Raw genomic sequence first — 15004 nt, forward strand, 5'->3', positions numbered from 1 at the left:
ATAAGGAAAATTAAATCTAATCTAAAAAAATTTAGAATCTTAAATAAATTATCAAGATTTTAAAAAAAAATATAATTATTTTTCTAGATAATTATCAATTCTTTCACCAAAAATATTGTTGTAAAATTGAATGATGAAACCGACTGTAACAGCTGAAAAGATGGTTCCTTCACGAACCCCTTCAAGGTGGCCTATGAATGCCAATGCCAAAATGACACCTATGCTTACAACAGTAACATCAAAAAATGGCTTGACCTTACCCCAATCCTTGTTCAGGACTTCCCCTATCGCCACCACAGCACCATCTCCGGGAAGCATGGTAATGTCAGACTTTACTTCAATGACAAGACCGAATGCAAGAACAAGACAGCTAATGATTAGCAAGATCCATTGACTTATATAATTTGTTGGATTGATGAAGTCAATGAAACTTAAGTTAAAATCAATCATATAGCCAAAGAGAATGCATACAAGCATTTGAGCTATTTGTGATAATGTGATTTTTCTTAAAAGAACCATTTGGAATATGACAAGCAACACATTGAAAATTATTGTGAATTCTCCTACAGTCAATGGAAAAGCAACAGCTAGAACAGCAGGAATGCATGATATAGGAGGAGTGCCTAAAGTGGATTTAAGAGATAATGCAATGCCTAAAGACATTATGGTCACTCCAAGAATAAGTAAAATATATCTAATAATCAATTTTTTATCCATTCTAAAACCTTTCCTATCAATTAAAAAAATAGTATTCCTCTAAAACCTTTCCTATCAATTAAAAAAAATAGTTTCCATTTAAATTTAAAGGGATTATGATATTTAAAATTTTTTGATTAGGAGTTTAAGTATTGATTTGATTTTCAATTTTTAAAATATTTAAATGATAAGAAATAAAAAATAATTAAAAACAGATTAAAGTTTTTAGGTGAATCAATTGAAAAAAGTTAAGATTACAGTCATGAAGAAAGTAAGGCATGATGACTTGATTGAAAAGTATGAAAATCCATTGGAACATGAATGCGATGTTGAATGTGGAGATGTCTTCATAGCTAATGGTTGGGAAAAGCCTGAGAATTTCTGTGCAAGTGCATGGGAAGTATTATCCCCATTTGTCATGGGATTGGCTAATGGTGCAGAAGACTTTTATGATGGTTGGATGAAAAATAAGAAATCAGCAATGATCTCATGCAATGATGGGTTCCGTCCTGTAAGCTTTTTGCTTGAAACCATGGATGAAGATGCTGATTAAAAAAATGTATACAATATACAAAAATTATACAAAATAAATTTTAAAAATAATGTTCATGAAAATGAAAAGACATAGAAAAAAAGAAGAGAAATGGAAAAAGATGAAAAAATAAAATTATCTGTATACTTTACGGCTATTCCAAATTTGCTTAGTGGATTTAAATCCACTTCTTTTTAGTGATTTTTCATCAAAGTCATTTATCAAATCCACTAATCTATCAATAGCTATTTCACTATTTTTTACAAGACAAGATTCCTTCTGTTCAGGAAGATTTTCAAAAGCTTCAGGGATTTCTTCTATTTTTACGATTGGTATATTAAGTTCCTTTGCCAAATCCACACTGCCATGAGTTTTATGAAATCCTTCTATTTTCAATGATGGGATGTTGAATACACCTGCTTCAATAGTCATTCCCATACCTGCAGCATAGATTAGGTGAGATGCAGCATTCATAAAGCTTAACATATCAACATATTGAGGCAAAACCTTGATGTTTGGTGATAATACCAATTCATTAACCATATCCCTATCAAACCTGTAAGGTGCAATCAATGCCTTAAGATTAAGCTCTTCTACAGATCTTATCAATGGCTCAATATCATCATCTTTCAAATCTCCTCCAAGAACTGCAAGGACAAATTCCTTCATTCCATATTCACCATAGATTTCATCCTTATCGATTAAATTATCTTGTTTAATGTAGTTATCAACATATTTTGCCATAGGATAACCATCGATATTTACAACATTTTTCAGATTATAGTTTTTCTCCAGATACTCCTTATAGATGTTTGAAGGAACAGTTACTAGATTAGCTTGGGAAATGACTTCAATCGGATTATAAATATCCTGCTCTATATGCAAAACAGGAATATTCAGGATATTCGCAGCTACAATAGCTTTTCTTACATCCCCTGCATTTCCTGCAGTAATCAACAAATCAATATCCTTTCCTTTAAGGGCATTCAATGACTTTAAGATATCCTTTGAAATAAGGTATGCCAATTTTCCAGTAGAATTTTTTTTACCCCTTCTGCCTTCTCCAATAGAATAAGTTTCATTGCAATAAGGTTCTAGGAAATCCCTTGATGATTCCCCATGATAAAGGCCAATTATTTTATTGATCTTAAAGCTTAATTTGCCTTCAGCTTCCCTCTCCTTTAGTTTTTCTATGATTGGAATGATTGTTTTAGATGGAGTGATTTCTCCTGCAATAGCTATATTTTTAGATTTCATGATTAGCACCCCTTAGGAAACGGATGATAAGCAAAATGCCGATTAAATAGAATATCCAAACCACAACATCAGTTGGGCCTGTTTCTATCCAGATGATTGTTTGTGCAAGTAAAATTCCATAAAATGCTGTAAAGATGCTTTTACTTTGATTTTGTATGCTATGTAATGTCTTTAAGATAAGGCCGATTAAAAACATTTGAATAAGCATTCCTACAATACCGAAATCAAGCAATGCTGGGCCGAAAATTGTAGAGGTTATTGAATGAACCCTTCCAATTGTTGCTTGTCCTACTAGGACTCTTGCATCTGAATGTGTAAAGAATCCTGTCAATGTTGTGTAGAATAGATTTCCCATTGTAGTGAATTGATTTTCAATTGCCTTGGAAAGTACATTCAATGTAAATGCAGCCCTATAAGATACCAATTCAATTGGATTCAATGACCAGTGCTGCCAGCTGATAGCTTGAACTGCAATGAATCCAACAGCTAAAAGCACTGCTGCAATAGCCAAAATAGCTAAAATTATGTATTTCACATCAACATCCCTTGTATAATACAAGGTAATGAGGGCGGATAGCATGATTGCAATAGGAGTGGTCCTATATCCTGTAAGAGCAAATAAGACTAAACCAACGATTAGCAATAGGTAATGGGATTTTCTATTGTATTTTGCAAGCAAAATATTGATGGACGGCAGGAAAATTATATAGGATATAAGCCAAATTTTAGTTGCCGCTTTTGCCTTTAATGTAGCAGAAAATAGGGGAATTCCACCTAATAAAGCTATGTTTATTATCTGCAAAAGAATGCCGAATGAAACAAGTCCCACTAAAATCAATTCATTTTTTGAATATGAATCAGATAATGATAATTTCTCAGGGATTAGAGTTCTTTTAGTAGTGGAATCTCCATCGATTTTAAAATTCTTATTCAAGAGGTAGTTAGATAAGAAAACGCCTAAAATAAAGAATAAAAGCCCTAAACCGATATAAAGATACAAATCTAAATTAGGGGAAGGCAATTCACGATAAAAATACCACATAGGCATAGCTATGATTAAAAATAGGATTACCATAACTACAAGAATCAACGGATGAAATAGATCATAATTTCCATTTTTAAAATTAAAGTTCATAAAAACCCCTTAAATTAAGCATTATTTAATTAAAAGCATTATTTTAGATTTTGTAAAAACTATTATAATAAGTTTATTAAAAAGGTCTGAAGTGGGCTTGATGATTTTCTTAAATAATTACAGCATTTTCATTGCTAAAAAATAAAAAATTTTCCAATGAAAAAGAGAAAAAGTATGTAGGAAAAAATTTTGTGAAGAAAAAAAGTATACAAGATATTGGAAAAAACTGATTTTTTAATGATAATGGTTTGAATAATATGAAACAAATGTTCCAATAGATAAAAAATAAGAATGTAATACAAAAATTCATAAAAATTTAATGAAAATCTTAGAAAATTGTTGAAAAATTGTTGAAAAATTCATGATAATAACATTTTAAAGAGAAAAAATCTAAAAAAAATCCTCAAAATAAATGATATTACAAAAGATTTGAAATGATGATGAGAATAAATTAACGTGATTATGTTATGATAATAACATTAGAAAAAAGTTTGAAAAATTTTAAAAAAAATTACACTTGAAACTTACGTCAAGGAATTTCTGGCCCTGAAATTGGAAAAAAATGATAATAACAGGTTAACTCATTATACAGTTGAAATTTATGTCTAAGAGTCACAACGAAAATTAATCCAAAAATACAACTCAATGAATTGAAAATGCATATGAATTGAATATTCATAAAAAATAAATGACATTACAATTATGAGAATAAAAAAATTATGAAAATTGAATAGAAATAGAAAGGATTAGATAAAATAGATAAAAAATAGATAAAAAATAGAATAAATGGATAAAAAAGAGAATAATAGAAGATGATGACTAATCTTCTTGTTTTTCAGCTTCCAAGACATAAGTTTCCTTTGGCTTGCTGTCTATTTGCAAGTCAGTATCATCAGGTTGCCTGTTTAAAAGACGATCGATGAAGCTTCTGTTTTTATATCTGTCAATTAAAAGCCTATCTGCAGTTAACAATTGATCTTTATAAGCGATTTCCTTAAGGCTGTCCTGAAGTTGCTGGTTGACATTATGTAATTCCTTGTCCTTTTCTAGAACCAATTCATCATGTCTTTTTCTCTCTTCAAGGAGATTTTCTTCTGCCTTTTGCTTAGCTAAATCTGACTTTGCCCTTTCAAGCCTAATCTCTTCATTAGCCTGCTTGATAAGCTGGTCTTTTTCATCAATGATTTCATAGCATTTCGCAATAGCAGATTTGTTTTCTTCGACAAGGTCCATGATTTCCTTATTCTTTTCTGAAATCTCCTGATTCCTTTGTTCCATGATTTCATTTATGGAAGAATCCGCTTCACTGCGTGATTGCTTTAAATCTGAAATGGTATTTTTATTATCGTCAATTTTAGATTTAAGATCATCGATCTCATTTAGATAAGATTCATATTCACTTATCCTAAGAATCATTACCTTCTCTCCACCTTCAAAATTATCCTTTTTTGAAAGATCAATACGATAAGTGAAACTGTTTCCTCTCTTATATTGTTTGACTTCCTTTTCTAACATAAAAATACCTTCGTATGAAAAAAATTGATATTATCAAAGAAATTTTTAAATTAATAATATAATCATAAAATAAAAAATTATTAACATTATTATATATGTTAACTCATTGCATATAAACTTAATTTAAAAATCTATAAAAAAAATAATTTTGTAACTCAAAAAATTGAAAAAAATTATAAAAAAATGATGATGAGTCATAATGATATTACATCGATAATTCTGCAGCGATAATTTGAGTTAACACTTTTTTAAGATAATCTGAAAATTTGAAAAAATATGAAAAAAATAGCTGGTGTCATTTCAAGTGTAAAATTTGAGTTACAAAATTTGAAATTAAATTTCCAAAAAATCTGCAGAATCCCAAATGATATTAACATGAGTTTTATAAAAAAATATTAAGATCATGGCCTGAAAAATAAAATTTGAATAACTTTAGAAAAAAGATGGATTTCATATACATAAATGTACAAAAATATAGCATGTAATATCATTGAGTTAACGTTGTATCTACAAAAAGTTACAAAGAGCATTAAAAAAATTGATGTGGAGGATAGTTTAAAATAATTATTTAAAAAAAATAATAATTATTTATAGTTTTTTAAAAAAATAGATAAAAAAACTCAAGTTAGAAAACAAAATAATGAATTTAAATAGATTTTAAAATTTGAAAATTTTTTTGTAAAAATTCCTCCAGATTTCTTAAGTAATACTTTTTTATGAGAGAAATTTCTTGAAAAATCTAAAAATTTTGTATATTGTAAAAAAATTTAAGAAAAAATAGTATACATTATACAAAAATAAATTTTTAAAAAAGTTCATGGAAATAATGAGAATGGAAAAATATGAAAATATGAAAAAATATGAAAAAAATAAAAATAGAAATCTAATAATATATAAAAATTTTAAGAAAAAAAATAAAACTTTAATCTAACTCAGCTATATTCTTAGTGAAATTATATGCAAAGTTAGGACATGAACAAGCATGAATATGAATATAATTAGCTAAAGTGTTCCTAACAGAGACTCCATCCATACTATTCAATACTCCTCTTCCTCTAAGCACATCAAATGCAAGATCATCTGTACTGTCTATGTTGAGTTTAGTGTAGTGGAATTCATGTGCACGGAAAATATCCCCTTCTTCAGATATGAGATTATTCCTATTGGATCTTGCTACAACATAATTCAATCCTTGAACTCTAGAAGTCATTTCAGCACTGTATGGGATTGCATTGACCATTCCTAAGCCGTCAATAGACTCTGATAAATAGATCAATCCACCGCATTCACCATATATTGGCCTATCTTCCTTATGGAACTTATTGATGGATTTTAGCATGGATTCATTCTCAGACAATTCCTTCTTGAACACTTCAGGGTATCCTCCGCCAATGTAAAGGGCATCTACATCTGGAATTTCCTCATCCTTATATGGGCTGAATGGAACAATCTTAGCACCATTATCCTCAAGGGATTCCAATGTTTCCTTATAGTAAAAGGTGAAGATTTCATCTATGGCAACGCCAATTTTTAAAGGGGCCTTATTGCCTATTTTCCATAATTCTCCTGGTTTGGAGTCATTAGTAACTTCAAGGTTTATTGCTTCATTATGCTCCCTATTGAATTCATCCTCATGAATGGATAAATCCACACGGTGTCCAAAATTATTATCTTCTTCCTTTGATTCAATTGCCTTATCCTTATTGTCTTTTAGAGCGGATTTATCAGATGTTTTCATTATATCCTTTAGAGCATCCAAGTCTATATACTCCTCTGCAATATTTCCCCAAAGTTCAATATTCCTATTGATCTTTTCCTTTTCAAGAGCTGGAACCAAACCGAGATGCCTTTCTTCCACTGCAATCTCATCATTTCTTGGAATGCCGCCTATAACTGGAACATTTGCCAATTTTTCAACTGACTCCTTAGCCTTTCTGAAATGTCTTGGACCTTTGACCTTATTCAGGATAACTCCTTCTATTCTTACATCAGGGTCAAGGGCCTTAAAGCCCAATACAACAGCTGCCGCACTTTTCACCAAGCTTCTTGAGTCCATAAGAAGGACAACAGGCGCATCTAAGGCCTTAGCAATGGAGGCCGTGTTACCTATATCACTAATAGGACTGATACCTTCATACAAACCTCTTACACCTTCAATAATCCCCATATTGGATTTTGATATCTTCATAGCCCTTTCAAATGAATTGATTATTTGAAACTCATCCATGAAAAATGAATCCAAGTTCCTTGATACATTGCCTGTCGCAATTGTATGATAAGAAGGATCAATAAAATCAGGGCCTACCTTGAAGGGTTGAACATTTTCATCTTGAAGTGCTTTCATGATTCCTGTAGAAATAGTTGTTTTTCCAACAGCACTTCCAGTTCCAGCAAGTACGACTTTCATAATATTAAATTAGCATATATTTTATATAAAATTTTCTTAAATAAAATAAGAAATCTGCATAAATATAAGGGATATTGGAAGAAAGTAATAAAAACAAGGGATTTTTAAATTATTTGTAATAATAATAGGACTAGAATAAACATGAAAAAATAATTTTTATTTGCTTACATAAAGTATATAATATTAAAATAAAAAAATTATATATGAAAATATAACAGAAGTAGAATATTTTGTTTTTATATAAGCAAAAATCATATATAAGTTAAAGAGGGATACTATGTCTACATTGGAAAAAATGCAAGTTTTGGCAGATAGTGCACAATATGATCTGTGCGATTATGTCAGCCATAGCAAGAGCTCACAGGTTAATCTCCCTGGGATTTACCATGCAACAGGACATAATGGATGCAAAATACCTCTTTTTAAAACATTGATGACAAATAAATGCAAAAACGATTGCAAATACTGTATCAATCAAAGCAAACGCAATTTCACACGTCTTGAACTAAGTCCTGAAGAATTGTCAAGAGCCTTTTTGCATTACTACAACAATGGCTATGTAAACGGTCTTTTCCTAAGTTCTGGAATAGGTGATACAATAGACAACACTATGGAAAAAACCATAGAAACAGCAAGAATCCTCAGAAAGGATTACGGATATGATGATTACATTCACCTAAAGATCATTCCTGGAGCATCTAAAGATTCAATCAAAAGGGCAATGAGCTTAGCAAATAGGGTAAGCTTGAACATAGAGGCTGCTACTAAGGATGGCCTCAGTGAAATCACAAGCACAAAGGACTACAATAAGGACATTCTAAAAAGATTGGATTGGATGAATGACATTGCAAAGAAGAATCCAAGCTTTGCAAAATCCGGCCATACCACACAGTTGATTGTTGGTGCAAATGATGAAACCGACTTGGAAATTCTAAAAAGAATGGAAAGTCTATACAAGAAAGTAGACCTTAGAAGAAGCTACTTCAGTGCATTTTCACCGGTAGAGGGAACTGAATTTGAAAAGAAGGAATCCTGTAATACAGACAGAACAGCTAAGCTCTACCATGCAGATGCCTTGCTAAGCGATTACAAGTTTGATGTGAAAGAACTGGTATTTGATGAAAACGACAAGCTTTCCTTGAAGGAAGATCCAAAGATTTTAGCTGCAAGGGAAATGGACATTTTCCCTGTAGAAATTAATTATGCATCCTATAAAAAACTGATACGTGTACCAGGAATCGGTCCGAAATCTGCAAGAAAGATTATGGCCATACGCAAAAACAAGCCATTCAAGAAACTTGAAGAGCTTCAAAGAATTGGAGTTGTTGTAAAAAGGGCAGAACCTTATATAAAATTGGATGGAAACTACCAATCAGCTTTGGATAATTATTAAGAAACACTAAAAATAATAAATAATTAAAATAATAAATTAAGATATACTTATTTACTTATTAAATCAAAGGATAGGGAAAAATGAATGCAATAGACATTGAAGATGTAAAGGAAGAATTGAAAATCCCTGATAAGATCAGAATTTTTGATACAACCTTAAGAGATGGAGAACAGGCTCCAGGCATCGCTTTAACAGTTGATGAGAAGATAAAGATAGCTCAAAAGCTGGATGAACTTGGAGTGGACACCATAGAAATGGGTTTTCCAACTGTATCAGAAGGGGAAAGAAAAGCCGCAAAAAGAATGGTGGAATTAGGCTTTAAGTCTAATATATGCGGTTTAGCAAGAGTATTGCAAAAGGATATCGATGCAGTAATCGACTCTGACTTATCATATGCTCACTTGTTTATTGGAACTTCTCCTCTCCATAGAGACTACAAACTGAAAAAGTCAAAAGAGGAAATATTGAATCAAGCGATTGAAGCGGTTGAATATGCAAAAGACCATGGGCTTACTGTGGAATTTTCAGCTGAAGACGCTACAAGGACCGAACTTAATTATCTAATAGAATTCTATAAAGGTGTTGAAGGTGCAGGAGCGGACATAATAAATGTACCGGACACTGTTGGAATCTTAGTCCCATCCACTACAAGAGATTTAATAAGAATCCTAAGAAAGAAAATAAATGTTCCTATAAGCCTTCATTTCCACAATGACTTTGGGCTTGCTGTATCAAACTCAATCATTGGTATTGAGGAAGGGGCAAACCAAGCTCATTGTACTATAAACGGTATTGGGGAAAGAGCTGGAAACACCTCTTTAGAGGAACTTGTAGTTAGCTTGAAGATAGCTTATGGTGCTAATATTGGTGTTGACACAACAAAACTTTATGACACATCCAATTTCATTGGATCAATTACAGGTATTAAGATGCCTCCTACAAAGCCTATAGTGGGAGAAAATGCATTCGCTCATGAATCAGGCATCCATGTGGATGGAATATTGAAAAACACTTCTACCTATGAACCGATTCCACCTGAACTTGTTGGCCACAAAAGAAGAATTGCCCTTGGAAAGCATACTGGCCATGCTGGAATCAAGTCAAAATTGGAAGAGTTCAATATAGAGGTAAGCCCTAAGCAATTCGAAAACATTTACAATCAGGTAAAGACACTTGGGGATAAGGGAAAATGCATTACAGATGAGGACTTGAAATCCATTGCAATTACAGAACTAAGTACAAGTGGTAAAGAGTACATCAAACTGCTTGGAATGAGTGTAATGACTGGAGAATCAGTATCTGCAACAGCAACTGTAAGGCTTTCCATTGAAGGAAAGGTCCTCGAAACCTCTCAAATTGGAGTGGGTCCAGTTGATGCAGCCATCGGTGCAATCAAATCACTTGTTAAGGAAACCGTTGACATTAACCTTGAAGAGTACAGACTTGAAGCGGTGAGCGGTGGTACTGATGCATTGGCAGAAACCTTTGTAGTGATTTCAGACAATGATGGGCATAGGGCAACAGGAAGAGCTACAAGAGAGGACGTTATCATTTCAAGTGTGGTTGCAGTCATCAACTCTATAAATAGATTGTTGGCTATTGAGAAGAATAGCTGAACTTTCTTCTTTTTTTAATCTTTTACTTATTTTGCTTTTTCTAATTTTCTATTTTTTATAATTCTTTAATTTATTATATTTTTTAAAAATTTTCAGATATAATTTTAATAATGTATAAATTAACTTTTTTTTAATTTGATTTTATTTCTTTTTTTATTAATTTTAACTAAAAAATCCTATAATAATTATATTTTGTATATTTTTTAGAATAAAAACTGAATAATTGGCTATATTTAAAAATAATACACCATATTTCTTTAAACGCCTATTAAACTATTTTAAAAATGTTCAAAAAATACCAAATTAATTAAAAAAAATGAAAATTTGTTTGATAATATTAAACAAATAAATAAAAAATTTTATATGCCTTAAACGAGAAATATTTAAAGCACCCACGCAAAAAATTATATTTAACTTAGTTAAGTGGTTAGGATAATATAAAAAAAATTATCAAAAAATGAATTTGTTTGAAAAAACGGTGATAATATGAAGAATAAATTTTTTGGAATAATGACAATAATGTTATTATTAGTAATAATATCAACATTGACAGTTCCAACCGTATTTGCAACAGAGGCAACGGTAGTTGCAAATGCAAGTAGCGGTGACTGTTATAATGTTACTTTTGAAACAGAGGGAGATAATTATTCGTCCTATTGTGTGCAGAAAGGTATGACTGTTCCTGAAGTTGACACTGTATATAATGTTGAAGAAAATATAACATCAACTGAGGTAATAACAGATGTACAAGCTGATAAAGTCAAAATATTCGCTATAAAGTATAGAAATGAAGATTTGACTCATTTTACTGTTAATCCTAAAACAGGAGCCCTAGGTAAAGAGCTTGATGATGTGACATCAAGACAGTTAATTATTTGGTATCTTATTGGACAAGGAGAAGAAGGATGGTTTAAAACTAATCATGTTAACATAAGCATCATAGAAGATATTAATAAATCATATGCTGATGGATTGAAATATCCGGATAAGGGAACTATTCCTATAAACAACACAACTCAGTTTAATTATACTTTCAAGTATTTCAGCAGCAAAGACGGTAGTCTTCAAGATTTCATAGGATGGTTCTTCGTTGAATCTGATATCCCGCCTCAAAATAATGAGACAAACAATACAACCAATGAAACACCTCCTCCAAAGAATGAAACAGAACCTCCAATCAATGTGGCTCCAGCAGAGATTCAAAAAACATATACCAAAAAAGTACCAATGACTAATGCTGCAGGAAATCCTTTGGGACTATTGGCATTCGCTGGATTAGGTTTAGGACTAACTCTTAGAAGGAGAAGAAACTAGATCAATAACTTGAATTGATATGAAAGCAAGAACATTATAAAAAAAATCTGAAAATATTTAGAAGATTTTATGAAAAATTTCTTTTAATCTTAACTCATAATGTGCCGATAGCCATGGTCAAAATATTTCTTAAACCTGGCGCCAATCCTAGTACAAATACTGTTAATTTTAATAGATTTTTTATGGTTGAGTCATCGAAATATTGATCGATAATGTATAATACTGCAACGATGACAATAATTTTCATAGGAAATAGGGTGAGATATGTATTGAATAGTTGATTTAGAGCATTTGGTAAAACGTGCTGTTCTGCATAATTGAAGTATTCTACTGCAACATAAGTTGTTGATGCATCGAACAGGTGGGTAAGTACGATGGAAAAATCAATTTTATGATCAAGTACTTTTTGAGCAATGTTAGAGAATACGTAGTCATTATTGTTGTCCATATATTTATTCGTAATGTATAAAACTAAAAATGCGATTCCCATAAAAATCAATGATGATATCATCCAAGTTGCTAAAACATAAAGTATTGCTGTATAATTTAGACTTGAGAAAAAAATAATGTTGGGAATCATAAAAATTAATCCCATGCAAAATAATGAATATCTATAATCAATAGATTTTTTATGAAATAGATAAACGCTGAATAAAAATGAAAAGATTGTAATCAATCCTACAAGAATATATAGTCCAGGAGTGATCAAGAAAACCGTTTTAGGTAAAATTCCATTATCCACTAAAGCTCGAGTTGATGATCCGAGAAAAATGAATGGGATGATTGAATAGAAAATTGAAAGTGGGTCAATCTCCAATTTCTTAAACATTTTGATAATGGCCAATATGAAGATTACTAAAATCAGTGTATAGACTATTGTATTGAAAACAGTGTATCCAGAGAAAAAAGTGCTTTGTACAAAATCTGGAAGAAAAGTGTCTACAGTAGGCATATTATCATCAACATATTCATTATAAATTAAAACTTATAGACTACTCTTCTCTTTTTGGATACCTTCTAAGGACTTTCTTTACAAAGACTTCCTTAGCTATGAGGAAATTGCTTGTTCTATGACCCATTGCCTTACATCGTCTATGTTTAATGGCTTTCAATATGCCATCTACAGAATCATCTCCTTTGGTGTTGACTTCAGTGAATGCATCTCCTACAGACTTGAGGAAATGAGAGTCACTAGCACCTAAAGTTGCAAGCCTTTTATTGTATGCCAATGTTTCTGCCTGCTTGTTTGAGTATCCGAAAATGTACCTTGCATTTTTGGTTTCTACACCATCAACAACAAGGTTCTTGTCAACATTGCAGAAGAGGCCGTGCCTATAATATGAAAATGGATGAGGTACAATAGCAAGCCCACCTGCATCATGAATTCTATCTACAGTCTCTACAGCAGACAATCCTTTTGGAATGATTTCATCTACACCTAATCCTAAAATATGGCCTTTGTCAGATGATATTTCAATAGATGGGACTACAATGATGTTACCGCCATAAGACCTTGCAAGTCGTGATCCTTTAATTTCATTATGATCGCTGATTGCAATAGCATCTAATCCCTTCTTTTCAGCTTGTATTAAAATGTCTATAACTTCTGAACGGGAATCGCCTGAATAAACACTATGGATATGTGGATCAAATTTCATATTATGCCTCATTTTTTCTATTAAATTAAATTGCTATTATTAATATTATCAATTGTTATATTAGTATTAATCCATTATAAACTTTTTTTATATCTCCATAAATATTAATGAAAAATTTTACTGATACTCAAAATAAATTGTAAAAAAAATTACTGTATATTCGAAAAAAGTTGCAAGGAAAAATGAAAAAGTAACTAGGAAATGATGAAATTTGAGAAAAAAATTACTGAATAAAGGTTAAAAGTAACTGAAAAAATTAAAAAAATAGGAAAAATGTATGTAAATAAATAAGATAAATAAAATTATTATTAATTTTATTATATTTTTAAAAATCATTAGATTATAATTATATTAATAATTTTATTATTCTTTTCTTAAGAATTCCATGGATTTTACAAGGCCAACAGTGCCTGTCATCATCACATCTCCACCAGGAGCTGCATGATAATAGTCAAGATTAGTGCCTTCTATCAATGCTCTTTTTGGGCCAGCTACGATAACTTTTTCCAATTTGGAAATAGGATTCAATGCAAATGCACCGTGCCCTCCTTCACCATGAACGTCCTCGTGCTTAATTGTTCCATCAGCAAGGGCTAAAACAAGCTCTTCAAGTCTTTGAGAGGTCAAATCTCTTGTGTGGTGCTCGAATACACCCTGTATTTTACCATCTTCAATTGACGCTACAGTAGTATGTCCATTGCCTATATCCATAACAACAAAGCTATTTAACTTTAGAACTTCCTTATCGTAACATACTCCAGCGATTGATGCAAACTTGGTATCCATTAGAACTGGTTTAAATTCAGGGTTTTCTTTAGCTAATGACTTTATGACAGATTGCATTCTTGTAAAGTATTCAGGAACTTCTTCAGCTTCCATTGCAAAAGTTTCAGGCTCCATAGGTTCTGGGAGCTTTTCCTTGATTTTCTCGAATCTGAAGTCCCTGTCTCCCATATCCTCACTGTATCCATGATCTTGAACAGCTACAATGAGCTCATCCACATTCAAGTCAAGGTCAAATGAAGAGAATATATCAATCAAATGATTTACATCCACATCCTTTAAAGATATTTTTGCATAATTTGAATAGCTTGAATCGTTTTCGTATGCATTGTCCTCTGCTATTTCAAATCCATATGACTTTACCTGTTCTATATTGTCACGGATTGTTCTTGCTGCCAAATCCTCGAAAGCAATCTTATATCCTTTTTCCATATGCTCAAGGCATCTATCCTTGATCTTTCCTCCACCCATGATGACACCATCAAAATAAATGTCACTTTCACATTCAGATATCATCTGGCCAATGGTTAAATGAGGAGAGGGAATAACCAATTTCATTGAATTTTCAATCTCTTTTTCACTGTCATACAATAAAACGTCTTCTGTGCCAGTTCCTACATCAATAGCTAAAATTTTCATAGTTTTCTATTTGTTTTAAAAATATTTAAGTTTTTTATAAATCTTGAAAAAGCTTGAAA

At 31.4% G+C, this 15004-nt stretch carries 12 protein-coding genes; 4 read left to right on the forward strand and 8 right to left on the reverse strand.

Translation table 11 applies throughout. The features are described 5' to 3' along the window. Positions 1-75 precede the first annotated feature (75 nt). Positions 76-717 (reverse strand): DUF6198 family protein, encoded by a 642-nt coding sequence (locus IJI80_RS00290; RefSeq protein WP_292786313.1) that lies wholly within the window; start codon positions 715-717, stop codon positions 76-78. 208 nt (positions 718-925) lie between these two features. On the opposite strand from IJI80_RS00290, the gene IJI80_RS00295 reads away from it, so the two are divergent. Further along, positions 926-1249: a TIGR04076 family protein gene (locus tag IJI80_RS00295; protein WP_292786315.1), complete on the forward strand. Its 324-nt coding sequence runs from the start codon at positions 926-928 to the stop codon at positions 1247-1249. A 114-nt stretch (positions 1250-1363) separates the two neighbouring features. On the opposite strand, the gene IJI80_RS00300 is transcribed toward IJI80_RS00295, so the two are convergent. The 4 genes from IJI80_RS00300 to IJI80_RS00315 form a co-directional block, all read right to left on the reverse strand. Then, positions 1364-2485 carry a hypothetical protein gene (locus tag IJI80_RS00300; protein WP_292786317.1) on the reverse strand — a complete coding sequence of 374 codons (1122 nt, stop codon included), beginning with the start codon at positions 2483-2485 and terminating at the stop codon, positions 1364-1366. Next, positions 2475-3620, reverse strand: a complete 1146-nt coding sequence (locus IJI80_RS00305; protein WP_292786319.1) for an oligosaccharide repeat unit polymerase family protein — start codon at positions 3618-3620, stop codon at positions 2475-2477. Before IJI80_RS00305 ends, IJI80_RS00300 begins: the two co-directional genes overlap by 11 nt. 819 nt (positions 3621-4439) lie before the next feature. Further along, a complete protein-coding gene (locus IJI80_RS00310; protein WP_292786322.1) occupies positions 4440-5135 on the reverse strand; it encodes a hypothetical protein in 696 nt (231 codons plus the stop codon). Between the two features lie 922 nt (positions 5136-6057). Further along, the gene (locus tag IJI80_RS00315) at positions 6058-7542 is read right to left on the reverse strand and encodes a cobyrinate a,c-diamide synthase (protein ID WP_292786325.1); all 1485 of its coding nucleotides are present in this window, start codon (positions 7540-7542) and stop codon (positions 6058-6060) included. Between the two features lie 277 nt (positions 7543-7819). Here IJI80_RS00315 and IJI80_RS00320 point away from each other — a divergent pair, with 277 nt between their 5' ends. From IJI80_RS00320 to IJI80_RS00330, 3 genes are all read left to right on the forward strand, one after another. Beyond that, complete coding sequence (locus IJI80_RS00320) at positions 7820-8935, forward strand: radical SAM protein (protein ID WP_292786327.1); 1116 nt, start codon at positions 7820-7822, stop codon at positions 8933-8935. A gap of 89 nt (positions 8936-9024) precedes the next feature. Continuing rightward, positions 9025-10551 carry a 2-isopropylmalate synthase gene (locus tag IJI80_RS00325; RefSeq protein ID WP_292786392.1) on the forward strand — a complete coding sequence of 509 codons (1527 nt, stop codon included), beginning with the start codon at positions 9025-9027 and terminating at the stop codon, positions 10549-10551. 660 nt (positions 10552-11211) lie between these two features. Continuing rightward, positions 11212-11865: an MYXO-CTERM sorting domain-containing protein gene (locus IJI80_RS00330; protein WP_292786330.1), complete on the forward strand. Its 654-nt coding sequence runs from the start codon at positions 11212-11214 to the stop codon at positions 11863-11865. Positions 11866-11959: 94 nt separating this feature from the next. Here IJI80_RS00330 and IJI80_RS00335 read toward each other — a convergent pair whose 3' ends face one another. From IJI80_RS00335 to IJI80_RS00345, 3 genes are all read right to left on the reverse strand, one after another. Continuing rightward, on the reverse strand, positions 11960-12817 hold the full coding sequence (locus tag IJI80_RS00335) for a DUF63 family protein (protein ID WP_292786333.1): 858 nt from the start codon (positions 12815-12817) through the stop codon (positions 11960-11962). Positions 12818-12857: 40 nt separating this feature from the next. Further along, the gene (locus IJI80_RS00340) at positions 12858-13523 is read right to left on the reverse strand and encodes a PHP domain-containing protein (protein ID WP_292786336.1); all 666 of its coding nucleotides are present in this window, start codon (positions 13521-13523) and stop codon (positions 12858-12860) included. A 363-nt stretch (positions 13524-13886) separates the two neighbouring features. Beyond that, positions 13887-14945 (reverse strand): DUF1786 domain-containing protein, encoded by a 1059-nt coding sequence (locus IJI80_RS00345; protein WP_292786338.1) that lies wholly within the window; start codon positions 14943-14945, stop codon positions 13887-13889. Positions 14946-15004 lie beyond the last annotated feature (59 nt).

The organism is Methanobrevibacter sp. (assembly GCF_017432245.1).
Lineage (GTDB): Archaea > Methanobacteriota > Methanobacteria > Methanobacteriales > Methanobacteriaceae > Methanobrevibacter.

Bases quoted from the DNA above. Each gene is read 5' to 3' on its own strand.
- IJI80_RS00290 (WP_292786313.1), bottom strand. From the start codon at position 717: ATGGATAAAAAATTGATTATTAGATATATTTTACTTATTCTTGGAGTG.
- IJI80_RS00300 (WP_292786317.1), bottom strand. From the start codon at position 2,485: ATGAAATCTAAAAATATAGCTATTGCAGGAGAAATCACTCCATCTAAA.
- IJI80_RS00305 (WP_292786319.1), bottom strand. From the start codon at position 3,620: ATGAACTTTAATTTTAAAAATGGAAATTATGATCTATTTCATCCGTTG.
- IJI80_RS00310 (WP_292786322.1), bottom strand. From the start codon at position 5,135: ATGTTAGAAAAGGAAGTCAAACAATATAAGAGAGGAAACAGTTTCACT.
- IJI80_RS00315 (WP_292786325.1), bottom strand. From the start codon at position 7,542: ATGAAAGTCGTACTTGCTGGAACTGGAAGTGCTGTTGGAAAAACAACT.
- IJI80_RS00320 (WP_292786327.1), top strand. From the start codon at position 7,820: ATGTCTACATTGGAAAAAATGCAAGTTTTGGCAGATAGTGCACAATAT.
- IJI80_RS00335 (WP_292786333.1), bottom strand. From the start codon at position 12,817: ATGCCTACTGTAGACACTTTTCTTCCAGATTTTGTACAAAGCACTTTT.
- IJI80_RS00340 (WP_292786336.1), bottom strand. From the start codon at position 13,523: ATGAAATTTGATCCACATATCCATAGTGTTTATTCAGGCGATTCCCGT.
- IJI80_RS00345 (WP_292786338.1), bottom strand. From the start codon at position 14,945: ATGAAAATTTTAGCTATTGATGTAGGAACTGGCACAGAAGACGTTTTA.